22 protein-coding genes are annotated in these 26,098 nt (G+C 71.2%); 14 read left to right on the top strand and 8 right to left on the bottom strand.

From position 1 onward, the window contains the following. The first annotated feature begins 57 nt into the window (after positions 1–57). The 5 genes from lepA to IE246_RS17075 all read left to right on the top strand — a co-directional run bounded on the left by lepA (position 58) and on the right by IE246_RS17075 (position 5,271). The gene (gene lepA / locus IE246_RS17055; RefSeq protein ID WP_189991838.1) at positions 58–1,857 is read left to right on the top strand and encodes a translation elongation factor 4; all 1,800 of its coding nucleotides are present in this window, start codon (positions 58–60) and stop codon (positions 1,855–1,857) included. Positions 1,858–1,897: 40 nt separating this feature from the next. Then, on the top strand, positions 1,898–3,169 hold the full coding sequence (locus tag IE246_RS17060; protein ID WP_189991840.1) for a class I SAM-dependent methyltransferase: 1,272 nt from the start codon (positions 1,898–1,900) through the stop codon (positions 3,167–3,169). Positions 3,170–3,357: 188 nt separating this feature from the next. Next, positions 3,358–3,891, top strand: coding sequence for a PAS domain-containing protein (locus IE246_RS17065; protein WP_189991842.1), 534 nt, complete (start codon positions 3,358–3,360; stop codon positions 3,889–3,891). Continuing rightward, positions 3,888–4,406 carry a PAS domain-containing protein gene (locus IE246_RS17070; RefSeq protein WP_189991844.1) on the top strand — a complete coding sequence of 173 codons (519 nt, stop codon included), beginning with the start codon at positions 3,888–3,890 and terminating at the stop codon, positions 4,404–4,406. Before IE246_RS17065 ends, IE246_RS17070 begins: the two co-directional genes overlap by 4 nt. Positions 4,407–4,542: 136 nt before the next feature. Then, entirely contained in the window at positions 4,543–5,271 is a 729-nt protein-coding gene (locus tag IE246_RS17075) for an SDR family NAD(P)-dependent oxidoreductase (protein ID WP_229837312.1), read from the top strand. 147 nt (positions 5,272–5,418) lie between these two features. On the opposite strand, the gene IE246_RS17080 is transcribed toward IE246_RS17075, so the two are convergent. Next, positions 5,419–5,829 carry a carboxymuconolactone decarboxylase family protein gene (locus IE246_RS17080; protein ID WP_189991848.1) on the bottom strand — a complete coding sequence of 137 codons (411 nt, stop codon included), beginning with the start codon at positions 5,827–5,829 and terminating at the stop codon, positions 5,419–5,421. 97 nt (positions 5,830–5,926) lie between these two features. On the opposite strand from IE246_RS17080, the gene IE246_RS17085 reads away from it, so the two are divergent. Then, on the top strand, positions 5,927–6,730 hold the full coding sequence (locus IE246_RS17085; RefSeq protein ID WP_189991850.1) for an SDR family NAD(P)-dependent oxidoreductase: 804 nt from the start codon (positions 5,927–5,929) through the stop codon (positions 6,728–6,730). 154 nt (positions 6,731–6,884) lie between these two features. On the opposite strand, the gene cobB is transcribed toward IE246_RS17085, so the two are convergent. Beyond that, complete coding sequence (cobB, locus tag IE246_RS17090; RefSeq protein ID WP_229837319.1) at positions 6,885–7,610, bottom strand: Sir2 family NAD+-dependent deacetylase; 726 nt, start codon at positions 7,608–7,610, stop codon at positions 6,885–6,887. 139 nt (positions 7,611–7,749) lie between these two features. On the opposite strand from cobB, the gene IE246_RS17095 reads away from it, so the two are divergent. Next, the gene (locus IE246_RS17095; RefSeq protein WP_189991855.1) at positions 7,750–8,229 is read left to right on the top strand and encodes a low molecular weight protein-tyrosine-phosphatase; all 480 of its coding nucleotides are present in this window, start codon (positions 7,750–7,752) and stop codon (positions 8,227–8,229) included. A gap of 1 nt (position 8,230) precedes the next feature. Here the strand turns inward: IE246_RS17095 and thpR are convergent, their stop codons facing one another. From thpR to IE246_RS17110, 3 genes are all read right to left on the bottom strand, one after another. Then, positions 8,231–8,809 (bottom strand): RNA 2',3'-cyclic phosphodiesterase, encoded by a 579-nt coding sequence (gene thpR / locus IE246_RS17100; RefSeq protein WP_189991857.1) that lies wholly within the window; start codon positions 8,807–8,809, stop codon positions 8,231–8,233. Positions 8,810–8,962: 153 nt separating this feature from the next. Next, positions 8,963–10,006 (bottom strand): aldo/keto reductase, encoded by a 1,044-nt coding sequence (locus IE246_RS17105; protein ID WP_189991859.1) that lies wholly within the window; start codon positions 10,004–10,006, stop codon positions 8,963–8,965. A gap of 96 nt (positions 10,007–10,102) precedes the next feature. Further along, positions 10,103–10,342 carry an HP1242/YdcH family protein gene (locus IE246_RS17110; protein WP_189991861.1) on the bottom strand — a complete coding sequence of 80 codons (240 nt, stop codon included), beginning with the start codon at positions 10,340–10,342 and terminating at the stop codon, positions 10,103–10,105. A 238-nt stretch (positions 10,343–10,580) separates the two neighbouring features. Here IE246_RS17110 and IE246_RS17115 point away from each other — a divergent pair, with 238 nt between their 5' ends. The 3 genes from IE246_RS17115 to IE246_RS17125 all read left to right on the top strand — a co-directional run bounded on the left by IE246_RS17115 (position 10,581) and on the right by IE246_RS17125 (position 14,931). Further along, on the top strand, positions 10,581–10,856 hold the full coding sequence (locus tag IE246_RS17115; protein WP_189991863.1) for a hypothetical protein: 276 nt from the start codon (positions 10,581–10,583) through the stop codon (positions 10,854–10,856). Positions 10,857–10,873: 17 nt separating this feature from the next. Next, positions 10,874–13,627, top strand: coding sequence for a CHAT domain-containing protein (locus tag IE246_RS17120; RefSeq protein ID WP_189991865.1), 2,754 nt, complete (start codon positions 10,874–10,876; stop codon positions 13,625–13,627). 203 nt (positions 13,628–13,830) lie between these two features. Then, positions 13,831–14,931, top strand: a complete 1,101-nt coding sequence (locus IE246_RS17125; RefSeq protein WP_308434496.1) for a 3-deoxy-7-phosphoheptulonate synthase — start codon at positions 13,831–13,833, stop codon at positions 14,929–14,931. Between the two features lie 158 nt (positions 14,932–15,089). On the opposite strand, the gene IE246_RS17130 is transcribed toward IE246_RS17125, so the two are convergent. Next, complete coding sequence (locus IE246_RS17130) at positions 15,090–15,740, bottom strand: arylesterase (protein ID WP_229837321.1); 651 nt, start codon at positions 15,738–15,740, stop codon at positions 15,090–15,092. 70 nt (positions 15,741–15,810) lie between these two features. Between IE246_RS17130 and IE246_RS17135 the strand changes: the two genes are divergently transcribed. From IE246_RS17135 to IE246_RS17150, 4 genes are all read left to right on the top strand, one after another. Next, on the top strand, positions 15,811–16,545 hold the full coding sequence (locus IE246_RS17135; protein ID WP_229837323.1) for an ABC transporter ATP-binding protein: 735 nt from the start codon (positions 15,811–15,813) through the stop codon (positions 16,543–16,545). Positions 16,546–16,551: 6 nt separating this feature from the next. Further along, entirely contained in the window at positions 16,552–19,086 is a 2,535-nt protein-coding gene (locus IE246_RS17140; RefSeq protein WP_189991871.1) for an ABC transporter permease, read from the top strand. Positions 19,087–19,125: 39 nt separating this feature from the next. Next, positions 19,126–19,458 carry a hypothetical protein gene (locus tag IE246_RS17145; protein ID WP_189991873.1) on the top strand — a complete coding sequence of 111 codons (333 nt, stop codon included), beginning with the start codon at positions 19,126–19,128 and terminating at the stop codon, positions 19,456–19,458. Positions 19,459–19,541: 83 nt separating this feature from the next. Continuing rightward, positions 19,542–21,536 (top strand): sensor histidine kinase, encoded by a 1,995-nt coding sequence (locus IE246_RS17150; RefSeq protein WP_189991875.1) that lies wholly within the window; start codon positions 19,542–19,544, stop codon positions 21,534–21,536. A 6-nt stretch (positions 21,537–21,542) separates the two neighbouring features. Here the strand turns inward: IE246_RS17150 and IE246_RS17155 are convergent, their stop codons facing one another. Next, positions 21,543–22,745, bottom strand: a complete 1,203-nt coding sequence (locus IE246_RS17155; protein ID WP_189991877.1) for an MFS transporter — start codon at positions 22,743–22,745, stop codon at positions 21,543–21,545. A 39-nt stretch (positions 22,746–22,784) separates the two neighbouring features. Then, the gene (locus tag IE246_RS17160) at positions 22,785–25,967 is read right to left on the bottom strand and encodes a VPS10 domain-containing protein (RefSeq protein WP_189991880.1); all 3,183 of its coding nucleotides are present in this window, start codon (positions 25,965–25,967) and stop codon (positions 22,785–22,787) included. Between the last annotated feature and the right edge of the window lie 131 nt (positions 25,968–26,098).

The following is a 26,098-nucleotide window of genomic DNA, read 5'->3' on the forward strand; positions in this document are numbered from 1 at the left end:
GGGTGCGGTGCGGGACACTATGTTCCGCGCCGCATTTTTCAGGCATAACCCGGCTCCATGACCGACCTTACCCACATCCGGAACTTCGCGATCATCGCGCACATCGACCACGGCAAGTCGACCCTCGCGGACCGGCTGATCCAGATGTGCGGCGGCCTCACCGAGCGCGAGATGAAGCAGCAGGTGCTCGACTCGATGGACATCGAGCGCGAGCGCGGCATCACCATCAAGGCGCAGACCGTTCGGCTGATCTACGACGCCAAGGACGGCAAGCGCTACACGCTCAACCTGATCGACACCCCGGGCCACGTCGACTTCGCCTACGAGGTCAGCCGGTCGCTGGCGGCCTGCGAGGGCTCGATCCTGGTGGTCGACGCCAGCCAGGGCGTCGAGGCGCAGACCCTGGCCAACGTCTACCAGGCGATCGAGGCGAACCACGAGATCATCCCGGTCCTGAACAAGATCGACCTGCCGGCCGCCGACCCGGCGCGGGTCAAGGAGCAGATCGAGGACGTCATCGGCATCGACGCCTCCGAGGCCATCGAGATCTCGGCGAAGACCGGGCTCGGCATGGACGAGCTGCTCGAGGCCATCGTGAAGCGCCTGCCACCGCCGACCGGCGACCGCGACGCGCCGACCAAGGCGATGATGGTCGACAGCTGGTACGACCCGTATCTCGGCGTCACCTGCCTGATGCGCGTCCACGACGGCGTGCTGAGGAAGGGCCAGCGCATCAAGATGATGCAGACCGGCGCGGTGCATCCGGTCGAGCGCGTCGGCGTGCTGACCCCGAAGGGCCTGGAGGTCGATAGCCTCGGCCCCGGCGAGGTCGGGTTCCTGAACGCCGGCATCAAGACCGTGGCCGACACCCAGGTCGGCGACACCATCACCGACGAGCGCAAGCCCGCGGCCAAGGCGCTGCCGGGCTTCAAACCGAGCATCTCGGTGGTGTTCTGCGGGCTGTTCCCGGCCGACGCCGGCGAGTTCGAGCACCTGCGCGACAGCCTGGAGAAGCTGCGGCTGAACGACGCCAGCTTCCACTACGAGATGGAGACCTCGGCGGCGCTCGGCTTCGGGTTCCGGTGCGGCTTCCTCGGGCTGCTGCACCTGGAGATCATCCAGGAGCGGCTGGAGCGCGAGTTCGACCTCGACCTGATCACCACCGCGCCCAGCGTCGTCTACAAGATCCATCTGACCGACGGGAAGACGATCGAGCTGCACAACCCGGCCGACATGCCCGACGTCATGAAGATCGCCTCGATCGAGGAGCCGTGGATCAAGGCCACGATCTTCGTCCCCGACGAGTATCTCGGCCCGGTGCTGACGCTGTGCACCGAGCGCCGCGGCGAGCAGCTCGACCTGACCTATGCCGGCAGCCGCGCCATGGTGGTCTACCGGCTGCCGCTGAACGAGGTGGTGTTCGACTTCTACGATCGCCTGAAGTCGATCAGCCGCGGCTATGCCAGCTTCGACTACCAGCTCGACAGCTACCGCGAGGGCGACCTGGTGAAGCTGACCATCATGGTCAACCAGGAGCCGGTCGACGCGCTGTCGATGATCGTGCACCGCAGTCAGGCCGACCCGCGCGGCCGGGCGATGTGCGGCAAGCTGAAGGACCTGATCCCGCGGCAGCTGTTCAAGATCGCCATCCAGGCGGCGATCGGCGGCAAGGTGATCGCCCGCGAGACCGTCGGCGCGCTGCGCAAGGACGTCACCGCCAAGTGCTACGGCGGCGACATCACCCGCAAGAAGAAGCTTCTGGAGAAGCAGAAGGAAGGCAAGAAGCGGATGCGGCAGTTCGGCCAGGTCGAGATCCCGCAATCCGCCTTCATCGCCGCCCTGAAGATGGACAGCTGAGCATGCCCGGTCGGCGGCCGGCACGGCACCGGAGCCCGCGGTGACGGACGCCGGCCCCGGGGACCGGATCGCCGCCTTCTACGAGCGGTTCCCTTATCCCCACCGCGACCCGGACGCCGCCGTCGGCGATCTCGCCTGGATCCGGCCGGGTTCGCTGCCGGCGGTCGCCCATCACGTCTTCGGCGGTCGGCTCCCGGCGGGCCGGCCGCTGCGCCTGCTGGTCGCCGGCGGCGGTACCGGCGACGCCGTCGTCTGCCTCGGCGGCTGGCTCCGGCGGCTGGGGCTGGCCGGACGGATCGACTATGTGGATCTGTCGGAACGGTCCTGCGCCATTGCCCGCGCCCGCGCCGCCACCCTCGGGCTGCAGGACGTCGCGTTTCGGGTCGCACCGCTCGAATCCCTCGCCGAGGGCATCGACGGGCCGTACGACTACATCGACCTCTGCGGCGTCCTCAACCACGTCCCCGAGCCGCGGACCGCGCTGGCCGTGCTGTCGCGCGTGCTGGCCCCGGGCGGCGGCATCGGGGTGATGGCATATGGCCGGATCGGTCGGACCGGCGTCTACCAGGCCCAGGCCGCGCTCGCGCTTCTGGGAGTCGATGCCGGACGGCCCGACGCCGTGGCCCTGGCGCGCGCCTTCGTGCGCGGCCTGCCGCAGACCAACTGGCTGCGCCGGAACCCCGCGTTCCAGGCCCTGGCCGACGCCGACGACGCCGAGCTGGCGGACGTGCTGCTCAACCCGCGGGACCGCGCCTTCGGCGTCGCCGAGCTCGACGAGCTGTTCGCGGCGGCGGGCCTGCGGATCCGGACGTTCACGCCGCCCTTCCTGTACGATCCGGTACCGGCCCTGCGGGACCCGACCCTGCGGGCGGCGGCGGCCGGTCTCGATCACCGGACCGGCCGGCAGCTGGCGGAACTGCTGCAGGGCTCGTTGAAGAAGCACGTGTTCTATGCCGTCCGGGACGACCAGGGCGCCGCTGCCGAAGACGAGGATCCCGCCGAGCGCTTGCTCGATGACCCAGCGACCGTGCTCGTTCCGGCCGGCATCCGCCCGCCTGCCCTGGCCGCGACCCTGCGCGGCCGGTCCGAACAGGCGCGCGGCATCCAGATCGACGTGGACGGCCGCACGATCTCGGTCGGCCTGCGCCTCTCGGACCTGGGGCTGGATGTCCTGTCGGCGATCGACGGCCCGACCCGGGTGGGCGCCGTGCTGGACCGGTTCGCCGGACAGCGCGATGCGGCGCGGGCGGAACTCAGGCAGGTCCAGCGCCGCCTGACCGGACTGGGTCTCCTGTACCTGCTGGCCGGGTGAATTCGGCCCCGGCCATCGGGCGGGCAGAACTAAGGGCTTCCCGCACTGGACGCCATCGGGCGGCCCGATCACACTTGCGCAGAGCCGCGAGGAAGTCGGCGATTGCCCGGCCGGCCGCTTCGCAGAAACGATGCGAAAGATTCCCGGAGAACGCCGGTTTCCGGGAACGGGGAAGCAGAATGCGCCCGATGAAGACTTTGGTCGGGAAACCGCTCGGTGCCTTCTGGGCACTGCCGGGCGAGCATGCGACGCTGCCGCTGGACCGGCTCGTCGACTATCCGATCCTGGCGCAGTGCCTGGAGAGCTGGCGCAGCCTGGTCGCGGACGGCCTGCCCTCGCAGGTCGACCCGCTGGTGTTCCCGCGCTCGGCCATCGCCGGGCTCAACCTGTTCGAGTTCGACGCCGACACCGACGACTGGCGGGTCCGGCTGGCCGGCCGCCTGATCACGGAGCATGTCGGATCCGAGTTGCGCGGCACCGGTCTGGTCGAAGCGTTCTCCGAAGCCGACCGTGCCCAGGTCAAGGCGGCGATCCACGCGGCGGTGCAGCGCGGTCAGCCGGAACTGATGCGCCGCAATTTCGTCGACCCGCGCGGCCGCCGGTGGTCGTACGTCCGCCTGTTCCTGCCGTTCGGCCGCGCCGGCGACGGCGTCGACCGCTTCGTGACGGTGATCGATCCGGACAGCTTCGGTCGTGTCGACCCCGAGGATCCCGGCCAATGAGATCTCCGACCCTGGCCCCCGAAGCGTTCTGGCGCCTGCCGAGCATCCATGTGGAGATCCCGATCGCGGAGATCGCCGACTACCCGCTGCTCGCCGAGTGCCTGAAGGTATGGCGCAACGCCTCGACCGGACGGCTTCCCGAGACGCTCGACCCCCTGACCCTGCCGGTGGCGGTCATCAAGGGGGTCAGCCTGTTGCGCAAGAATCCCGACAGCGGCGACTGGATCGTCGACCTCGGCGGCTCCCTGCTGACCGACGGCCACGGGCGCGAGATGAAGGGCACCGGCCTGTCCGAGGGGTTCGCGCCGGGCGACGTCGAAAAGGTACGCGAGGGCATCGAGCGTGCCATGGCACGCGGCGAGCCGGAACTGATGCGGCGCGAGTTCCAGGACCCGCACGGCCAAATGTGGTCGTTCGTGCGCCTGCTCCTGCCGCTCAGCAGCGACGGGGTGAAGCGCGACCGCTACGCCATGATCATCGACCCCGAAACCTACGGCCGGCCGGTCATCGACTGACGCCCGCGGGTCCGGCCGCCGCCGATCTGGCCAAAGCCGGCCGGCTGCCCCAGGATGCGGTCCCGCCATCGCGACCGTCCGAGAGACCGCCATGACCGATACCGCAGCCGCTCCGGCGTCCGGAGAGCCCAGAACCGTGGCCGTGACCGGAGCGTCGCGCGGACTGGGCGCCGCCATGGTCCTGGAACTGGCGCGCCGCGGCCTGACCGTCGGCTGCCTGTCGCGCAAGGGGATCGGCCCGGAGGACAGCGCGGTGCCGGCCGACATCGAGCCGCGCCTGGTCGGCATCGCCTGCGACGTCGACGACCCGGCGTCCGTTCGCGCCGCCCTGGCGGAGCTGACGGCCCGGACCGGCGGCCTGCACGCCCTGGTGAACAACGCCGGCATCCACCGTCAGGGCCGCAGCGAGGCGTTCGACCTCGACGACTTCGCCGCGGTGCTGCACACCAACGCGCTCGGCACCTTCGCCGCCTGCCAGGCCGCCCACCCGCACCTGCTCGCGGCCGGCGGCGGGGTGATCGTCAACATCGGCTCGCACTACGACAAGATGGGCGTGAAGTACAACGCCGCCTACGCCGCCTCGAAGGCCGCGATCGGCGCCATCACCCGCTGCCTGGCGGTGGAATGGGCGAAGCAGGGCATCCGGGTGGTCGACGTCGCCCCGGGCTTCACCATGACCGACCTGAACAAGGCGCACATGGAGGACGCCCGGTTCCGCGCCTTCATCGAGCGGGCGATCCCGCGCGGCCGCCCCGGCGAGGCCTGGGAGGTGGCGCGTTTCGTCGCCGCCATCGTGACCGAGGACATCCCGTTCCTGACCGGCGAGACCTTCTACATCGACGGGGCGCAGGCGATCTCCAACTGACGCCCGTCGCTTCGCGGGTCCCGGCTCTCCGCTGCGCTTCGGCCGGGATGAGGACAATGGGTGAATTCCTACCGACCCTCATCCCGGACGGAGCGGCAACGCCGCGTAGATCCGGGACCCACCGGCCGCCGCGAAGCCAGGCGCCGTCTACCAGGCGCGCAGGAACACCTCGTCGACCGGGATCTTGTACGCGTCGGACATCTTGTTGGTCTGGTTGAACATTCCGACCACGGCGATCAGTTCGCCGTACTCGGCGTCGGACATGCCGAGCTTGCGGGCCGCCGCGGTGTGGCTGCGGGTGCAGTAGTCGCAGCCGTTGGTCGCCGACACCGCGATCGCGATCATCTCCTTGAACTTCGGGTCGAGCGCGCCCGGCGCCATCACCTCCTTCAGCCCGTACCACAGCCGCTTCAGGCTCGGCGGATGACTGGCGAACACCTTCCAGGCGTTCGGCACGAAGTCGATGCCCTTGGTCGCCATGATGTCGTCGAACACCGCCCGCACCTCGTCGCTGGCCTCGGCGTACTCGACCATCTTCACGGTCGCCGGCTCGCTCATGGTCCCTTTCTCCTGACGCTCGTTTCCTGGTGGCGGAACTGTGGCATGGTCGCGTCCGCGGCACGAGACAATCAGACGACGAGAGGAGGACTCCGCCATGAAGGCGTTCGACATGGACCTGTCCGGGCGGACCGCCCTGGTCACCGGCTCGACCCGCGGCATCGGCTACGCGACGGCGGCCGGCCTGGCCGCCATGGGCGCCCGGGTGCTGGTCAACGGCCGCACCGAGGAGACCGTGCACCACGCCATCGGCGAGCTGCGGGTGCGGGTGCCGGACGGCGACTTCGGCTCGGCCCCGGGCGACCTCGGCACGGTCGCCGGCTGCGAGGACGTGATCGCGATGGCCCCGGACGTCGACATCCTGGTGAACAACACCGGGATCTACGAGCCGAAGCCGTTCGAGGACACCCCGGACGACGACTGGCAGCGGATGTTCGACGTCAACGTGATGAGCGGCGTGCGGCTGACCCGCCACTACCTGCCGAAGATGCTCGACAAGGACTGGGGACGGGTGGTGTTCGTGTCGTCGGAATCGGCGATCTTCATCCCCGCCGACATGATCCACTACGGCTTCTCGAAGGCGGCCCAGCTCGCCATCGCCCGCGGCTGCGCCGAACTCACCAAGGGAACCAGGGTCACCGTCAACTCGGTGCTGCCGGGCCCGACCTGGGTCGAGGCGCAGGTCGAACGGGTGGCGGCGCGGGCCGAGACCATGGGCATCTCGGCCGAGGAGTTCAAGCGCCGCACCTTCACCGAGCGCCGGCCGACCTCGCTGCTGCAGCGCTATGCCGAGCCCGACGAAGTGGCGTCGCTGATCTGCTACACCTGCTCGCCGGCCGCCGCGGCCACCAACGGCGCCGCCCTGCGCTGCGACGGCGGCATCGTGCGGACGCCGTTCTGAGGGTGAGGGCCCGTCGCGCCATGGGTCCCGGATCGCCGCTGCGCGACGTCCGGGATGACGGCAGAAAAGGAGGCGGTCGCCGAGGCATTGCCCTCTCCTGACGTCATCCCGGGCAAGCGAAGCGAGACCCGGGATCCACGGCGCGACGGGCGCCCTACACCCGCGAAAGCAGCTCCTCGACGAACGCCGGCACCAGCTCGGTCGCCGGGCCGTGCCGGGCCTCGTGGAAGTCGGTCACCCCGGCCGACGGCTCCAGGTTGAGTTCGACCGTGTGGGCGCCGCCGACGTAGCGCGCCTCCTGCACGAAGCCGGCGGCCGGGTAGACGTTGCCGGAGGTGCCGATCGACACAAACAGCGCGCACTCCGCCAGTGCCGCCATGATCCGGTCCATCTCCAGCGGCATCTCGCCGAACCACACCACGTGCGGCCGCATGCCGCCGGCGCCGCCGCAGGACGGGCAGGCGGTCGCGACGGTGATGTCCTCGCGCCACGCCCCGACCCCGCCGCAGCCGGCACACCGCGCCTTCAACATCTCGCCGTGCATGTGGATCAGCGCGGTCGAGCCGGCGCGGTCGTGCAGGTCGTCGATGTTCTGGGTGACCAGCAGCACCGGGCCCGGCCATTCCCGCTCGAGCCGGGCCAACGCGGCATGGGCGGCGTTCGGCTGCACGTTCGGGTTCAGCATACCGCTGCGCCGGGCGTTGTAGAACTCGTGCACCCGGACCGGGTCGCGGGCGAAGGCCTCGGGCGTCGCGACGTCCTCGATCCGTACCCGCGACCAGATTCCATCGGCATCGCGAAAGGTATCGAGGCCGGACTCCTTGGAGATACCGGCCCCGGTCAGAATGACGATCGCATCCGTCGGTTTCAGATCCTTCACGGTCGCTCCCGCCTTGCTCGTCTGCGACAAACCCGCTCTTGACCGCCCCCGGCCGGGTCGCGACTGTAACCGCCCGCAGCGCCGGGCGCGACCCCCGGTATCTGAGCCCGCCGTAACCGAGACCACCTCACGCACCGGCATGTACAGCATCCTGTTCGTCTGCACCGGGAACATCTGCCGCTCGCCGACCGCCGAGGGAATCGCCCGGGCGATGCTCGAGAAGCGCGGTCTCGGCGATAAGGTCCTGGTCGACTCCGCCGGCCTGTACGACGGCCATGTCGGCGAGGCTCCCGACCTGCGCGCCCGCATGACGGCCCAGAGCCACGGCTACGATCTCTCCGGCCTGCGCGCGCGGGCCTTCACCGACGAGGACTTCCAGCGCTTCGACCTGATCCTCGGCATGGATCGCGGCCACGTCCACGACCTGCGGATCCGCGGCGGCCGGGCGCATCGCGACCGGGTCCGGCTGTTCCTCGACTACACGCCCGACATGAAGGGCGTGGCGGTGCCGGACCCGTACGGCCGCGATGCCGAGGAGTACCGGCGCGCCTTCGAGATGATCGAGACCGGCTGCACCGCCCTGGTCGACGCCCTGGCCGACGCCGGCGTGGCCGACTGATTCAGTCGAACTCGCCCTGCTCCCAGTCGTCGGCGTCGGGCAGGCGCTCCAGCGGCACCGCCAGCCGGCGCTCGTACAGCGGCCCGTCGCGTCCCGGGAAGCTCTCGAACAGGACCGCCTCACGCACCTCGAACGGGCCGGCCGTGAACGCTCCGCGCACGGAGATCCAGTGCGCGACCTCGTCCTCGCCGACCGGGCCGGCCATCCGGGCCAGGGTGACGTGCGGCACGAACTTGCGGGGCTCGGCCGGCTGGCCGGCCCGCCGGGCCGCCGCCTCGACCCGGCCCTGCAGCACCTCGAGCGCCGGCTGGGCCTCGACCCCGGCCCATAGCGCCCGCACCCGGCGGCCGCCGCCGAAGTAGCCGAAGCCGCTCAGCCGCAGCGCGAACGCCGGCGCCCGCAGCGACGACAGCGCCGCCGCCAGGTCCTCGGCCGCGTCCCGGCCGACCTCGCCGACGAACCGCAGGGTCAGGTGCAGGTCGGCCGGATCGACCCAGCGCGCGCCGTCGAGCCCGCCCATCACGGCGGCCAGCCGGTCGGTGACGTCCTCCGGCATCGCGATCGCCACGAACAGGCGCATGGGTGAACCTCCATATCTCACGCATCCGCGCCAGGGGTCCCGGGTCGTGCTTCGCACGCCCGGGATGAGGGTGTGAGACGCCCCCCCTTGCTCCCTCATCCCGGCCTTGAGCCGGGACCTACCGAGTGACGGGCGTCTGACGACCCTACCCCGTCACGGGCACGGATTCGACCAGCGCGCCTGCAGGGTCTCGATGCCCTGCAGCACCTCCGGGCCCAGAACCACGTCGACGCTGTCGATGTCGGCCGCGAGCTGCTCCAGCGAGGTGGCACCGATGATGTTCGAGGTCAGGAACCGCCGCGAGTTCACGTAGGCCAGCGCCATCTGCGCCGGGTCCAGGCCGTGCTCGCGCGCCAGCGCCACATAGCCGGCGATCGCCGCCTGTCCGGTCTCGCCGGAATAGCGCCGGAAGTAGTCGGCGAACTCGGTCATCCGGGCGCCGGCCGGGCGCGCGCCGCCGTCGTACTTGCCGGTCAGCCAGCCGCCGGCCAGCGGCGAGTACGCCAGCAGCCCGATGTCCTCGCGGATCGCCACCTCGGCGCAGCCGACCTCGAACGCCCGGTTCACCAGGTTGTAGGCGTTCTGCACCGACACCGGCCGCGGCAGGCCGGTGGCGTCGGCGATCCGGGCGAAGGTCATCATGCCCCACGGCGTCTCGTTCGACAGGCCGACATGGTGGATCTTGCCGGCCTTCACCAGGTCGCCCAGGACCGCCAGGGTCTCGGCGATCGGCGTGGTGTCCTCGTCCTCGACATGGACGTAGCCAAGCTTGCCGAAGCTGTTCACCGAGCGCTCCGGCCAGTGCAGCTGGTACAGGTCGATCCAATCGGTGCGCAGCCGGCGCAGGCTGTCCTCGACCGCCCGGGTGAGATGGGCGCGGTTGAGCCTCGGCTTGCCGTCGCGGATATGGCCGAAGCGCTCGCCCGGGCCGACCGCCTTGGTGGCGACGACCACGCGGTCGCGGGTGCCGCGCGCCGCCAGCCACGAGCCGATGATCTCCTCGCTGCGCCCGTAGGTCTCGGCGGTCACCGGCACCGAATACATCTCGGCCGTGTCGATGAAGTTGACGCCGCGCTCGAGCGCCAGGTCCATCTGCGCGTGGCCCTCGGCCTCGGTGTTCTGGCGGCCCCAGGTCATCGAGCCGAGGCAGATCAGGCTGACGCGGAGGTCGGTGCGGCCGAGCTGGCGGTACTGCATGAAAAAGGGCTCCGGAACAGGCGACGAAAGAGGTCGCGCTATACCGGAGCCCACTCACGGGGGCAACGCCCCCACCCTCGGGAGGTTCGGTGTGGCTCAGCCCGCCCGCAGCATGCCGAAGATCTCGTCCTTCAGCTTGACGCGCTGGCGCTTCAGCTCCTCGGCGTGCTCGTCGGTCGTCGGCTCGATCTCCTGCTCGATCCGGGCGATCTGCTTGTCGAGGTCGTGATACTGGTCGTACAGCCGCGCGAAATGCGCGTTGCCGGTCTTCAGGTCGTGGATGCGATCGCGGTACTCGGGAAATTCGGTGCCGATATCGTGGTGGAAATCGCCCATGTGGTCTCGCTCCTGGTGGGTTGCTGCGCGAACCTAGCAGCCGGCCTGCGCCTCAAGGATGACCTGGATCAAGTCCACGTCGCCACGCCAGCCCCACCAGGATTGCCGTGCCGCCGGCCGACCGCCGAAGCGCGGTACGCGACGCGGATGCAGAGCACCCTGTCCGCGATTGACTTGGCAAATCCATCAACCGAAGATCGAATACTGCAGAACTCGAAGTGATAGCAGGGAGGGTGCCGTGGTCTTCTCCATCGGGCCGTTCTTCTTCGGCGTCGTGATCGGCTTCATCACCTACCGAACGCTGCGGCACACCAAGAATTCGGGGATCTCGGATCTCGCGACCGTCATCGGCGCCGTGGGCGGCGGAACCGTCCTGACCTTGTTCCAGACCGGCACAGACCGGTTCGACAGCTATGCCATCGGGCTGGCGGCCGGGTTCTTCGCCTATCTCGCGATCGCGCTTCTTCTGGCCGGCAGAGACAAGACCGCGACCTTCCTCGGCGACGACGGCTAGGCCCGGCCATGGAGCCGGTGAGTGCGCTGAAGGCTGCGCTCGGCGATCCCGTCGGGTGGATCCGCATCGGCGCAATCCGGGCGGCTCAGGAACTCGCGCCGACCCGGGCCGGCGGCCTGCTCGCCGAGCATGCCGGGGCGCTCCGTCGTCCACTGGCGGTCGACGAGGCTTCGACCCTGGCCATCGCGATGGCGCATACCCGAGAGAACCCGCTTCCGCTAACCGCGGAGCTGCTGCAGGTGCCGCAGGACAGGCTGCGCGAGGCCCTGGCCGGCAACCGCGCGGACTGGTTCGAATTCCTGCGTGCGTCGGTGACCTCCGCCGGATTGCGCGGACCGGTCGGCGTCATCGGGCCGCTGATCGCGGCGTGGAACGGGCTGAGCTACCCCCCGGCGGCTCTCAGGCCGGGGAGGTCGGCGGCCCATCGCGCACAGGCCGCGAAGTCCGCTCTCGACCGGTGGAGCCGGATGCATGCGGACCCGGCGGCGGCGGCCGGCGCGTTCGAGGCGGTTCGCACGATGCTCGAGCGCGAAGACACGGCCGCAGCCGCGGATGCTCTGATTGCCGTCGCCTTGACCGACCCGCACGAATGGACGCGCGTCGTCGCCAGGAAGGCGGCCAGCGAACTTGGCCTCGACGCCGCCACACCGCTGCTCCGCAAGCTCGCGGGCGACGACGGACCGCATCCGGACGCCGACGCCGTCTGGGCCATCGCCCGCGACGACCGTCGCGAATCGATCGACGGGCTGACCCCCGAGGGGCTCTCGATGTTTCTGACGGCGGAAGCCCTCGAGGATTTCGCCGACCCGGCGACCGGCGCCGCGGTCGCGGCGGCGGCCATCGGCTGGGACGGCGACGCACGCGCGCGGGTCGTCCGGGTCGCCGGGCGAATGTCGGCGTCGGCGGCGCTGCCTGCCCTGGTCTGGTCCGCCCGACACCTGCCGTCGCCGCGGGAACGCGCCCGAGCCGCCGAGGTCTTGCACCGCATCGTCGCGCTGGACGGTGCGCTCGATGCCCCGTTCCATCACATCCACCGGATCGAGTTCCCCCACGGGCATCTGGACTGGCTGCTCGACCTGGTGGCGCGGAACCGCACGCAGACGAGCTGGGATGGCGATCCGGGCGTGGCGATCCCGATCCTTCGCGAGGCGATCGAAGCGCTGCCCGATATGGTCGGCACGGTGGGCCAAGCCTATTCCACCGCGCGGACTGCCCACCTGGCGATGCTGTTCGGTTCGCACGTGCCGACGATCAGGCACCTGTTCGGGGACCGGCCGCTTCCCAAGGCACGACTCGAACGCGAGCCGAAGATCGACTTTCCCGAGCAGTGCTCCGTCGACGCCGAGGTGACGCTGACGGTGCAGCTGCGCGCCGTCGCCGGGCCGGCCGTCGGGCCGGTCGCCGTTCCGTTCGACGAGGGCGAGGCCGAGGTCGAGTTGCTGGTGGTCGTACAGGCGCCGGGTTTCTCGGTCCGGGAGCCCGTCAAGGCCATGACCGTGCCACGGGACGGGTCGTCGGAAACCGTCGCCTTCGCCCTGCGTCCGCGGGCCGCCGGCGAGCAGGTGATCGACGTGAAGTTCATGCATGGCACCGCGACCATCGGACAGAGCTGCGTCGCCACCAGGGTGATCGAGCGGACCGAGACGACGCCGGAGAGCGCGGGCACCGCCGCGGTGACGATGTTGGAACCGATCGATGCCGAAGCACTTGAGCTGGCCGGCGTCGCGGAGGCGACGTTCCTCGTTCAGACGGCCGACAATGGCAGGCTCGACTGGACCCTGGTGCGCCCGACCGGTCCCCGCGAGTTCCTCGGTCAGTCGTCGGGGGCTTTCGAGCCGGCCCGGGTGGCGGCATGGCAGGTCGAGCAATCCCGGCTGATCCGCGAGATGCTGGAGCCTGAACCGACACCGGAGGACCTCGACGCCCTTCGCGCGCAACTCGCCGCCACCGGCAACGAGCTGTACGCCCAGATTGCGCCGAAGGGCCTGGAATCGGTGCTGGACGGCCTCAACGAGAACGCGCTGGTCGTCTTCGACTGCGACGCCGATTGGATTCCGTGGGAGCTGCTCGCCAGCCGTCCCGAGGGCACCCTGTGGGGCGAGCGGTTCGTGCTCGTGCGATCGCCGGTCGCGAGCCGCCCGCCGCATGCGACGATCGCGACCCCCACTACCGTCACCACCGCGCTCGACCGGGCGCTCCTGGTGGTCGGCGACGAGATCGATCGGCCCGGCCGGGTCGGCCAGTTGACCTTCGGCCGCATGGAGGCCCGCGCGGCGCCGCCCCTGATAAAGGCCAGCTGGGCGGAGCTGCAGCGCGACGTGGCCGGCAAGGACATCGTGCACTTCGTCTGCCACGGCCGCCAGCAGCCCAGCTACCATCTCAGCTACCGCGAGGGTGTCGCGGGAAGACTGCTGCCGAGGCAGGTGCACGCCCTCGGCGTGAAATGGGGCGCCGTGGTGTTCGCCAACGCTTGCAGTTCCGGCGCCTCCGATCTGCTGCTGTCGGATTTCCAGAGCTTCGGGCGGGAGTTCTACTATGCCGGCGCCCGCCCGTTCATCGGCACGCTCGGGCCGGTGCCGACACGGGAGGCGGTGGAGTTCGCGGGCCTGTTCTACGAACACTTCGCGATCGCCGGACTGCCCGCGGGACATGCCCTTCGCATGGCTCGCCAGGACGCCGCCCGACGGTTCAAGCGTCCGGTGTGGCTGTTCTACTGCCTGTACGGGAGCCCGTCGGTGGTGCGGCGCTGGAGCACGGCGCCTCGGGCGTGACAACCGGCACCGGGCGCCCTATAACCGTCCCCATGACCCATTCGTTCGCCGGCTTCTGGTTTTACTTTAGCTATCCGCAGCCGCCGGCGGAGGCATGGGTGCGCGCGACCTAGACAGACAGCGCAGCAGACCATCCCGAAGCCGCCGGCCCTCCCGGCGGCTTTTTCGGTCGCCGGCGGGCCTCCACCCGGAGGACCCCACAAGTGAAGACCGTCACCGACGATATCCAGACCCAAGCCGAGGCGATCACGCCCGGCACCGACGACCTGCGCATCGCCGCGATCACCCCGCTCAGCCCGCCGGACGCGGTGATCGCCGAACTGCCGCGCGGCGACGCCGCCTCGCGCACCGTCGCCGGCGCCCGCAACGCGATCCACCGCATCCTGAGCGGCGAAGACGACCGCCTCGCCGTGGTCATCGGCCCGTGCTCGGTGCACGACCCCGAGGCGGCGCTGGACTACGCCGGCCGGCTGCTCGAGCAGCGCCGCCGGTTCGCCGGCGAGCTCGAGGTGGTGATGCGGGTGTACTTCGAGAAGCCGCGCACCACGGTCGGCTGGAAGGGGCTGATCAACGACCCCGACCTGGACGGCAGCTTCCGGATCGACCGCGGCCTGCGGCTGGCCCGCGGCCTGCTGCTCAGGATCGCCGAGATTGGACTGCCGGCCGGCTGCGAATTCCTCGACACCGCCACCCCGCAGTACTTCGCCGACCTGGTCGGCTGGGGGGCGATCGGCGCCCGCACGACCGAGAGCCAGATCCACCGCGAGCTGGCGTCCGGGCTGTCCTGCCCGGTCGGCTTCAAGAACGGCACCGACGGCAGCGTCAAGATCGCGGTCGACGCCGTGGTCTCGGCGGCCCAGCCGCACCATTTCCTGGCCGTCACCAAGAGCGGCCAGGCGGCGATCGCCGCCACGGCGGGCAACCCGGACTGCCACGTCATCCTGCGCGGCGGCAACGACGGGCCGAACTTCGACGCCGCCAGCGTCGACGCCGCCTGCGCGATCGCCGAGAAGGCCGGGCTTCGCGGCCAGGTGATGATCGACGCCAGCCACGCCAACAGCGCCAAGAAGCCGGAGAACCAGCCGGCAGTGATCGACGACGTGGCCGGGCGCATCGCCGCCGGCGAGCGCCGCATCATCGGCGTCATGGCCGAGAGCAACCTGGTCGCCGGCCGCCAGGACCTGGAGCCGGGCAGGCCGCTGGTCTACGGCCAGAGCATCACCGACGGCTGCGTCGACTGGGAGACCTCGGTGGCGATGCTGGAGCGGCTGGCGGCAGCGGTGCGGGCACGGCGGGCCCGATGACCGTCGCTTCGTGGGTTCCGGCTCGGCCTCGCCAGGGGTGGCGCGTCCGTCCGGAATGACGACAGGGGGAGGAGATCGGCAGTCCCGCTTTCTTCGTCATTCCGGACCGGACCGCCGACGGCGGGACGGATCCGGACCCCACCCGCCGCCGCAACCCCTCAGCCGCCGCGCTTCGCCCGAACCCGCTCGATCAGCGCCTCGACCGTCGGGAGGATCCCTTCGACGATAACGCCGACGCCCTCGGCGGTCGGGTGGATTCCGTCGCCCTGGTTGAGCGAGGCGTTGGCGGCGACCCCGTCGAGGAAGAACGGATAGAACTCCACGTCGTACTTGCGGGCGAGATCCGCATAGACCTGCCGGAACGCCCGGCCGTAGTCGCGGCCCATGTTCGGCGGCGCCCGCATGCCCGCCAGCAGGGTCGGAATGCCGCGCCTGTCCAGCTCGCCCAGCATCGCATCGAGGTTGCTGCGCAGCTCCTCGACCGCCAGCCCGCGCAGCCCGTCGTTGGCGCCGAGCTCGATGATCACCGCGTCCGGGTTCTCGGCCAGCGACCAGGCCAGCCGGGCCTTGCCGCCGGCCGAGGTGTCGCCGGACACCCCCGCGTTCACCAGCCGGACCGCATGGCCCCTCTGCGTGAGCGCCGCCTGGAGCTGGGCCGGGAAGCTGGACGCCCTGCCGAGGCCGTAGCCGGCCATCAGCGAGTCGCCGAAACCCAGTATGGTGATCGGATCGGCCGCCCGCCCCGTATGCGGCACGGCGAGCCCGAGAAGCAGCACCAGGACGGCCAGCGCTTTTATCGGTCCGGCCAAGGGACCATATGGGCGTGAGGCTCGCCGCCGGCACCGGGGTCCCACGGCAACGATGATGGAACGCGACACCATGACTTCTCCCGACCGACCGCACGCCGCCCAGCCGGCAACGGCCGAGCCGATCATCCGCCTCGAGGGCGTCACCCTGAAACTGAGGAGTGCGGCCGGCGAGGTCAACGTGCTGCGCGGAATCGACCTGTCGGTGGCGGCCGGCGAGGCAGTCGGCGTGGTCGGCCCGTCGGGCGCCGGCAAGTCGACGCTGATGATGGTCGCGGCCGGGCTGGAGGCGCCGAGCACGGGCCTAGTCCGGGTAGCGGGGCGGGATCTCGTCGGGCTCGACGAGGATTCGCTGGCGCGGTTCCGGCGCGACCATGTCGGGATCGTGTTCCAGGCGTTCCGGCTGGTGCCGACGATGACCGCCCTGGAGAACGTGGCGATCCCGCTGGAACTGGCGGGCCGGGCGGACGCCTTCGAGGCGGCCGAGGCGGCGCTCGCCCGGGTCGGCCTGGCGGCGCGCACCGACCACTACCCCGACCAGCTCTCCGGCGGCGAGCAGCAGCGCGTCGCCATCGCCCGCGCCTTCGTCGGCCGCCCGCGGCTGCTGCTGGCTGACGAGCCGACCGGCAACCTCGACGGCCGGACCGGCGACACCATCATCGAGCTGCTGTTCTCGCTGGCCCGCGACCACGGCACCACCCTGCTGCTGATCACCCACGACACCACGCTGGCCGGGCGCTGCGACCGGGTGATCCACATCGCCGACGGCCGCATCGTCGACGGCGACGCCGCCCTGGCCGCGGAGTAGCCGGCCGTGACGCTGCCGCTTCCCCTGCATCTTCCGTTGCGCCTCGCCCGGCGCGAGCTGCGGACCGGCCTCAAGGGCTTCCGGATCTTCCTGGCCTGCCTCGCCCTCGGCGTAGCGGCGATCGCGGCGGTCGGCTCGGTCTCCTCGGCCATGATGGCCGGGATCGAGGGCGACGCCCGGCGCCTGCTCGGTGGCGACGTCGACCTGCGGCTGGTGCACCGCCCGGCCGACGCTGCCGAGCGCGCCTTCCTGGAGGCCTCGGGGCGCGTGTCGGCGGTCGCCGAGATGCGGGCGATGGCGCGCACGGTCGACGGCTCGGCCCGCACCCTCGTCGAGCTGAAGGCGGTCGACGACGCCTATCCGCTGGTCGGCGCGGTCGGGCTGGAACCGGCGATCGAGCTGGACGCCGCCCTGGCCGGGCGCGACGGCACCTTCGGCGCGGTCGCGGAACAGTCGCTCGCCGACCGGCTCGGGCTCGCGGTCGGCGACCGGCTGCGGCTCGGCGACGCCACCGTCGAGCTGCGCGCCGTGCTGGCCGCCGAGCCCGACCGGATCGTCACCTTCGCCAGCTTCGGACCGCGGCTGATGGTGTCCGAGGCGGCCCTGCCGGCCACCGGGCTCGTCCAGGTCGGATCGCTGATCCGCTACCACTACCGGATCGCCCTGCCCGCCGGCACCGCTCCGAAGCCCTGGCTGGAGCGGCTCGACGACCGCTTCCCGGACGCCGGCTGGCGCCCCCGCTCGCTGGAGAGCGCGGCCCCCGGCTTCGACACCTTCGTCCAGCGCACCACCCTGTTCCTGACCCTGGTCGGCCTGACCTCGCTGCTGGTCGGCGGGGTCGGCGTGGCGATGGCCGTGAAGGCCTATCTCGACGGCAAGACCGAGACCATCGCGACCCTGAAATGCCTCGGCGCGTCGCGCGCGCTGGTGTTCCGGACCTATCTGGCGGTGGTGCTGGTGCTGGCCGCCGCCGGGACCCTGATCGGCCTGGCGGTCGGCGCGGCCGCGCCGATCGCGGCGGCCGAACTGGCCGGGCCGCTGCTGCCGTTCGACCTGCCGGTCAGGCTGTATCCGCTGCCGCTCGCGGTCGCCGCGGCCTTCGGTCTGCTGACGGCGCTGGCCTTCTCGCTGTGGCCGCTCGGGCGTGCCGGGCAGGTGCAGGCGGCGGCGCTGTTCCGCGCCGTGGTGGCGCCGCTGGGCGGCCGGCCGGCGGCGCTCGTGATCGCCGCCACCGCCGGGACCGTGGCGCTGCTGGCGGCCCTGGCGGTCGCCACCTCGCAGGACCGGGCGTTCGCCGGCTGGTTCGTGGCGGGGTCGGCCGCCGCCTTCGCCCTGTTCCTGGGAGCGGCCCGTGTGGTGATGACGGCGGCCCGGCGGGCCGGCCGGCCGCGGAATCCGGAGTTGCGGATCGCGCTCGCGAACCTCTATCGCCCCGGCGCACCGACGGCGGGCGTGGTGCTGGCGCTCGGCCTCGGGCTGACGGTGCTGATCGCGGTCGCGCTGATCCAGGCCAACATCGCCCGCCAGGTTGCCGAGCGCATCCCCGAAGCCGCCCCGGCGTTCTTCTTCATCGACATCCAGCCGGACCAGGCGACGCGGTTCCAGTCGATCGTCGACGCCATCCCCGAGGTGACCGAGGTCCGGACCACCCCGATGGTGCGCGGCCGGATCGCGGCGGTGAACGGCGTCGATGCCGAGGCCCTGTCGGCCGACCCGGACGCCGCCTGGGCGCTGCGCGGCGACCGCGGCCTGACCTATTCCGCCGAGCCGCCCGAGGGAGCCGAGGTGGTGGCCGGCGAGTGGTGGGCGCCGGACTATGCCGGGCCGCCGCTGATCTCGTTCGACGCCCGCATCGCCGAGGGCCTGGGCGTCGGGGTCGGCGACACCGTGACCTTGAACGTGCTCGGCCGGCCGATCACCGCCACGATCGCCAACCTCCGGCGGATCGACTGGTCCTCGATGTCCATGAACTTCATCTTCGTGTTCGCGCCGGGCACGCTGGAGGCCGCCCCGCACTCGATCGTCGCGACCGTCCGGGTGTCGGATCCCGCGGCCGAGGCGACGGTCCAGCGCCGGGTCACCGACGCGCTGCCGAACGTCACCGCCATCCGGGTCAAGGACGCGATCGAGGCCGCCGACCGGATCCTCCGGGCGGTCTCGACCGCCGTGCGCGCCACCGCGGCGGTCACCCTGGTGGCCGGCATCCTGGTGCTGGCCGGGGCCGTCGCCGCCGGCCACGCCCGACGGGTCCGCGACGCCGTGGTCCTGAAGGTGCTCGGCGCCACCCGCGCCCGCATCCTGAAGACCTATGCCCTGGAGTACGGCATCCTCGGGCTGGCGACCGCCGCCGTCGCCGCCGTCGTCGGGTCCGGCGCCGCCTATGTGGTGGTCACCCGGGTCATGCGCTCCGACTTCGTGCTGGCGCCGGAGGTGGTGGCCGCGGTCGCGGCGCTGGCCACCGCGGTCACCCTGACGTTCGGCTTCGCGGGCACCTGGCGGGCCCTCGGCCAGCGCCCGGCCCCGCTGCTCCGCAACGAGTGACGTCATCGTCACGCCGCATTCGCGAGGGAGGCTACGATCATGAGACGTCTTGCCGCCACCGTCATCGTCGCCGCCCTGGCCGGCGCTCCCTGGGCTGCCGGCGCCCAGTCCGATCCCGGCGGCCAGTCCGATTCCGGCGGCCAGGCCGGGCCGAAGGCCGACGGGCCGAGCGCGACCGACCGCCTGCAGGAGGGGGCGGCGGCGATCGTCGACGGGCTCCGCATGCTGATGGATCAGCTGCAGAGCTACCAGCCGCCCGAGGTCCTGCCGAACGGCGATATCATCATCCGGCGGCGCCCGCCCGGGGAAGCCGATCCGCCGGCGCAGCCGGACACGCCCGACGGCAAGGACGGCAACTCCCTCAAACTGTAGAACCCGCGGCATTCCGGCCGTCTTTACGCGCTGTTAACTCGCGCAGGGCAAATTGGCAGCCAGGCAAACCGACAGCGCAGACGATGTCCGATACCCTGGCCCTGCCTCCGGTACCCGACCCGGTGCCGACAGACCACGACCTGCTGGTATCGCTCCTGGACAGCGCGTTTCAGGGGCTGATGGCGTTGCGCCCGGTCCTCGGGGCCGACGGGGCCACCGTCGATCTGGTCTGGACGGTCGTGAACGCCGGCGCCGAGCGCCTGCTCGGCCGGCCGCGTTCGAGCCTCGTGGAGACCTCCTTCCTGACCCTGGTTTCCGGCTGGCCGGTCCCGGACGCGGCCGGGCGGCTGCTGCGCGTGATGGACACCGGCATCCCGGACGCCTTCGACCTCAACCTGCGCGTCGAGGGGCGGCCGCGGACCTACACGGTCAAGGTCACTCCGTTCAGCGGCGGCCTCGCCCTGTATGCCCAGGACGTCACCGACCGGCGCGCCGACGAAGTGCGGATGCGCGAGCTGGAGCAGCGCGCCCGCCGCGCCGAGCAGCGGCTGATCGACGCCCTGTCGGCCAGCCCCGACCCGTTCGCGGTGTTCGATGCGGACGAGCGGCTGGCGCTCTGCAACCAGTCCTGGGCAACCATGAGCGGCCTCGGCGACGCCGCCCGGTTGCCGGGACGGCGGTTCGAGGATCTGCTGCGACAGGTCTCCAAGGGCCAGAATCCGGCGAATGTCGGCTTCGACAGCATGGAGGACTTCATCGCGTGGCGGATCGAGCGCCACCGCAGCCCTGACGGCGACCCGATCCAGATCACCCAGAAGGACGGCCGGGTGTTCCTGATCCGCGAACGCCGCATGGGCGACGGCGGCGTGGTCAGCGTGGCGACCGAGGTCACCGAACTGGACCGCAGCCGCCGCCTGATGCGCGCCACCCTCGATGCCACCGAGCAGGCCGTGGCGCTGTTCGACCGCGACGACCGGCTGGTGGTCTGGAACCAGTCCTACGAGCGGTTCGCCGAAGGCGTCGAGCTGCGATCCGGCATCACTCTCGGGGAGATCGCCGATGCGGTCATCCGGGAACGCGGCGCCGTCCTGCTCTACAAGGGCGAGCCGGTGTCGGTGGCCCGCCGACTTGCGCTCCGGGGGCCGGACCCGGTCGAGCTGGAGCGCCGGACCCGGGACGGGCAGATCCACATCATCCGGGACCTGCGCACGGCCGATGGCGGGACCGTCATCACCGGGACCGACGTGACCGAGCTCAAGCGCAAGGAGGAGATGCTCGAGGCCCAGGTGCAGGAGCTGGACGCCGCGCGCGGCGAGGCCGAGCATCAGGCCCAGCACCTCGCGCAGGTGACCGAGATGCTGACCCGCGAAAAGGAGCGGGCGGAGGCGGCGAGCCGCACCAAGTCCCAGTTCCTGGCCAACATGAGCCACGAGCTGCGAACCCCGCTGAACGCCGTGCTCGGCTTCTCGGAGATCCTGAAGACCGAGGCGTTCGGCCCGCTCGGCGGCCGACGCTACAAGGAATACGCCGACGACATCCACGCCAGCGGCAGCCACCTGCTGAGCCTGATCAACGATCTGCTCGACATGTCGAAGATCGAGGCCGGCAAGTACCGGCTGCACCGGGAGAAGGAGGCGCTGGCCCAGATCATCGGATCGGTCGGGCGGATGATGCGCGGGCGTGCCGCCGAGGCCGACCTGGTGCTGCAGGTCGATCCGATCGATGCCGGCCTGATGGTCGACGTCGACGTCCGGGCGATCAAGCAGGTCCTGATCAACCTGCTCGCGAACGCCATCACCTTCACCTCCGCCGGCGGCCGGGTCCGGCTCGGGGTCAGGACCGAACCCGGGCAGGTCGCCATCCAGGTCGCCGACAACGGCATCGGGATTCCGAAGGACGAGATGCCGCGCCTGTTGCGGCCGTTCGAGCAGATCGACCGCAACGACCGCCGCGGGCGCGAGGGCACCGGCCTCGGCCTGGCCCTGTCGAACGCCCTAGTGGAGTTGCACGGCGGCAGCCTGACGCTCGACAGCGAACCCGGCGTCGGCACCACGGTCACGGTGCGACTCCCCCTCTGAGCCGGACTACGACGGCTGTTCGGAGACCCGCCGCTGGTGGCGATGCGCCAGCAGCACGCCGATCGCCGCCACCACCGCCAGCGCCGCAAGCACCCGGAACAGCGTGCCGTACGGCATGACCTGCAACAGCGCGCCGGCCGCCAGCGGACCGGCGACCTTGCCCAGGTTCTTCAGCGTGCCGTAGACGCCGAGGCCGAGCCCGAGATGCCCGGCCCCGACCGCGGTTCCGACCATCGCGACCGTCGACGGGAATATCAGGCCCTGCCCGACCCCGCTGGCCACCGCGACGGCGAGCAGCGACGGGGCGATCGACACGGCCGGCAGCCAGGCGAGCGCCAGGGCGACCAGGGCCAGCCCCCCGGCGATCGCCGGCAGGTAGCCGATGCGGTCGCCGACCCGGCCGCCGACCGGGCGCGTCAGGACGTTCGCCGCCTCCTGGATGGTGAAGAACAGCCCGGCGTCGAGCCAGCTGAACCCGGCCACCTGCACCACGAACAGCGGCAGGAACGCCTTCAGGCCGTAGGTGACCGAGTACACGGTCATCTCCAGCGTACCCGCGAACCACATCTCGCCCCGGGTGGCGGTGTGCCGGAAGCCGTCGACCAGTTGCCGGATCACCCCCGGCCTGTCGCCCCCGCCGGCCTGCAGCGGCGTGGGCGGGAACCGCATGAAGGCGGCCGGCGCGAACGCCGCACAGCTCAGCAACCCGATCACCGTGAACAGGTCGGCCGGATCCTCGAACACGAGCAGCAGCCAGCCGGCGATCGCCGGCGCCAGCAGGTAGCCGATCTCGCGGGCGATGCCGAACCAGCCGAGTCGTGTCGCCCGGTCCCGCGTCCCCATCTCGGCCACGATCGCCAGGGTGACCGGCCCGAAGATCGCCGTCGCGCTGCCGTGGAACAGCCGCAGCCAGAACAGCTGTTCCGGGGTCTCCACCAGCCGGTAGAGAAACGGCGTTCCGGCGAACAGGAGCAGCGCGGCGAAGAACCAGAGCCGGCGCCCCCAGCGGTCGGACAGCGCCCCGACGAACGGCTTGGCGACCATGCCGGTGACGGTCGACACCGCGACGATCGTGCCGATCATCAGCTCGCCGGCGCCGATCAGCGCCGCAAACATCGGCAGCACCGGCGTCTTGCCCATCTGGTAGCCGGTGCGGACGATCGCATCGGCCACGAACAGCGGCCAGAATCCACCCGGCTGCTTCAGCATGACAGATCAGCTCCCAAGTGGCGCCCGCCCCGGGTCCGGTCAGGCCGTCACCTCGACGGCCCTGACCCCGGCCTCGGCCAGCGCCGTGTTGAGGGCGGCCAGCTCGCCGTCGACGAGATGGTCGAGGGCCGCGATCTGCTCGCGCACCTTGCCGATGATCTCGGCCGAGACCGCGTGCGCCTGCGTCGTCGGCGCCGCGTCGGCGGTCGAGGCGACGTTGATCAGGTCGACCAGGGTGTCGTCGAGCCCGGCCGGGTTGCGCAGCACGTCGCGCGGCGACTCCCGCTTGACGTCGACCAGCGCGCCCTCGATCGCCGACAGGCTGTCGGCGATCTCCGCGGCCCGCTCGCCCAGCGTCTCCCGACCGTCGCCGAGCCGCTCCGGCAGGAGGCCGAGCTGGCGCTTCAGCCGGCGGATCCGGTTGACGCCCTGGTTCAGGGTCGAGAGCGCGGTGTTCAGCGACCGCAGCAGGTTGAACTGGGCGACGAAGTCGGCCTCGGTGGTGCGCACCCGCGGGTCCGGCACCACCGCGAAGCCGGCCGTCAGGCTGGTCGTGCCGACCTCCAGCGTCACCTCGTAGGCCCCGGGCACCACGGTCGGCCCGGCCGGCGGCTCGCCGTCGCCGGCCAGCGGCTTCAGCTTGCGCGGCGACAGAGCCGGGTCGAGCTTCTCCGGCCCGGCGACCTTGAGGTCCCACACGAAGCGGTTCAGCCCGGGCTTCGCCCCCGGCCGCTTGGCGAACGGCGCAGCCTTGTCGTCGCTGACGAAGTTGGCGACCACCTCGCCGGAAGCGTTGCGGACCGTGAGCTGCACCGCGCCCTCGGTGCCTTCGGGCAGCCAGTAGTAGATGATCGCCCCGTTCGGCGGGTTCTCGCCGACGTCCAGATGGTGGCGGACCCGGCTGCCGTCCGGCCGCTCGACCAGCTGGGTGCTGCCGTCGATCCCGAAGGCCGGGCCGTAGCTGATGCCGTTGAGGTTGCCGCGGCCCGCGCTCCAGGCCAGCTTGGTGCGCACGGTGTCGCGCGGCGCAACCAGCTGGGGCTTGCCGCGGTCGGCGAGTGCGCGCAGCGGCGACACGTCGTCGAGGATCCAGAACGACCGGCCGTGGGTGGCGGCCACCAGGTCGCTGCCCTTGAGCTTCAGGTCGTAGACCGGCACCACCGGGAAGCCGCCGCCCATTCGCGACCAGGTCGCGCCGTCGTCGAGGCTGAAGAACACGCCGGTCTCGGTGCCGACAAACAGCAGGCCGGCCCGCACCGGGTCGGCGCGCAGCACGCGGGTGATCTCGTCCTGCGGCAGGTCGCCGACGATCGAGGCCCAGGTCCTGCCGCCGTCGGTGCTGCGGAACAGGTACGGCTTGTAGTCCGACAGCTTGTACTGGGTGGCCGAGACGTAGACCGTGTCGGCATCCAGCGCCGAGACCTCGACGCTGCCGACATAGGCCAGCTCCGGCATGCCCGGCGGGGTCACGTTCTCCCAGGTCTTGCCGTCGTCGCGGGTGACGTGGACCAGCCCGTCGTCGGTCGAGGCCCAGATCTCGCCCTTGCGGTGGATCGACTCGTGGATGCAGGCGCAGGTCGCGTAGGTCTCCGCACCGGCGCTGTCACGGGTCAGCGGGCCGCCGGAATAGTCCTGCTTGCTGCGGTCGTTGCGGCTGAGGTCCGGGGAGATCTCGTCCCAGCTCATGCCTTCGTCGCGGGTCCGGAACACGTGGTTGCCGCCGACGTACAGCGTGTTGCTGTCGTGCGGCGAGAAGATGATCGGGAAGGTCCAGGCGAACCGGTAGCGCATGTCGCGCGGCGCGATGCCGGTCGACTCCTCCGGCCAGACGTTGACCAGCTGGACCTGTCGGGTGCCGTGGTCGTAGCGCTGCAGGGCGCCGGCGCCGCCCGGGCTAGAGCCGATGGCACCGACATAGACGATGTTGGCGTCCTCCGGGTGCACGGCGACGAAGCCGCTTTCGCCGGTGCCGGGGTAGGAGCAGTCGGCCAGCGTGATCACGCCCCATTCCGACGCGCTCGGCACCGAGATCGAGGTGTTGTCCTGCTGGGTCGCGTAGACCCGGTAGGGGAACTGGTTGTCGATGTCCATCCGGTAGAACTGGGCGGTGTTCTGGTTGTAGATCGTCGACCAGGACTCGCCGCCGTTGAACGACACGTTGGCGCCGCCGTCGTTGCCCTGGACCATACGCCGCGGGTTCGCCGGGTCGATCCAGAGGTCGTGGTTGTCGCCGTGCGGCGTGGTGATCTCCTTGAAGCCGGCGCCGCCGTCGGTCGACTTCCACATCTGCAGGTTGGTCACGTACACCGTGTCGGCGTTAACCGGGCAGGCGAACACGTGGGTGTAGTACCAGGGCCGGTGCATCAGGTCGCGGTTGCGGCAGACCTGGGTCCAGGTCGCGCCGTAGTCCTCGGACCGGTACAGGCCGATCTTGTCGTCCTCGGCCTCGAGCAGCGCGAACACCCGGCCGGCCTTGGCCCCCGACACCGAGACGCCGACCTTGCCGAGCACGCCGTCCGGAAACCCGTTGCCCTCGACCTGCTCCCAGGTGTCGCCGCCGTCCATCGAGCGGAACAGGCCGCTGCCCGGGCCGCCGCTGCGCAGGCTCCAGAAGTGCCGGCGCGCCTCCCAGAAGCCGGCGAACAGGATGCGCGGGTTGTTCGGATCCATCGACAGGTCGACGCAGCCGGCGTCGACGCCGCGGTACAGCACCTTCTCCCAGGTCTCGCCGCCGTCCTTCGAGCGGTAGACGCCGCGCGCCTCGCTCGGCCCGAAGGCGTCGCCCAGCGCCGCCACGTAGACCAGGTTCGGGTCGCTCGGGTGCACGACGACGCGGCCGATGTGCTTGGTGTCGCGGAGACCGATATGCTTCCAGCTGCGGCCGGCGTCGGTCGAGCGGTAGACGCCGTCGCCGTAGGACACGTCGAGCCGGATCGTGGTCTCGCCGGTGCCGGCGTACACCACGTTGCTGTCGGAGCGGGCGACCGCCAGGGCGCCGATGGTCGCCGAGGTCAGGAACCCGTCGGTGACGCAGCGCCAGTAGGTGCCGCCGTCGACGGTCTTCCACACGCCGCCGGCGCAGGCCCCGAAGTAGAAGGTCATCGGGTCGTGGTAGTCGCCGGCGACGGCGACGACGCGGCCGCCGCGCGACGGCCCGATGCAGCGCCACTTCAGCGCGTCGAGTTCGGCGGGACTGGCGGAGAAGGCGGCGGGGGTCGGCATGGCGGATGTCCGGTTCCTGTGGCGGGGCAGAGGCTCGTGGGCAGAGTCTAGGGGCGCGCGTGCGGCGGACGGACGGGACGCACGGCGCCGTCCGTCGGCTTCTGCCGAGGCGCGCGCCGGAACGGTCGTCC

Origin of the sequence: Thalassobaculum fulvum, from assembly GCF_014652915.1 — a bacterium.
In the GTDB taxonomy this organism is placed as follows: Bacteria; Pseudomonadota; Alphaproteobacteria; order Thalassobaculales; family Thalassobaculaceae; genus Thalassobaculum_A; species Thalassobaculum_A fulvum.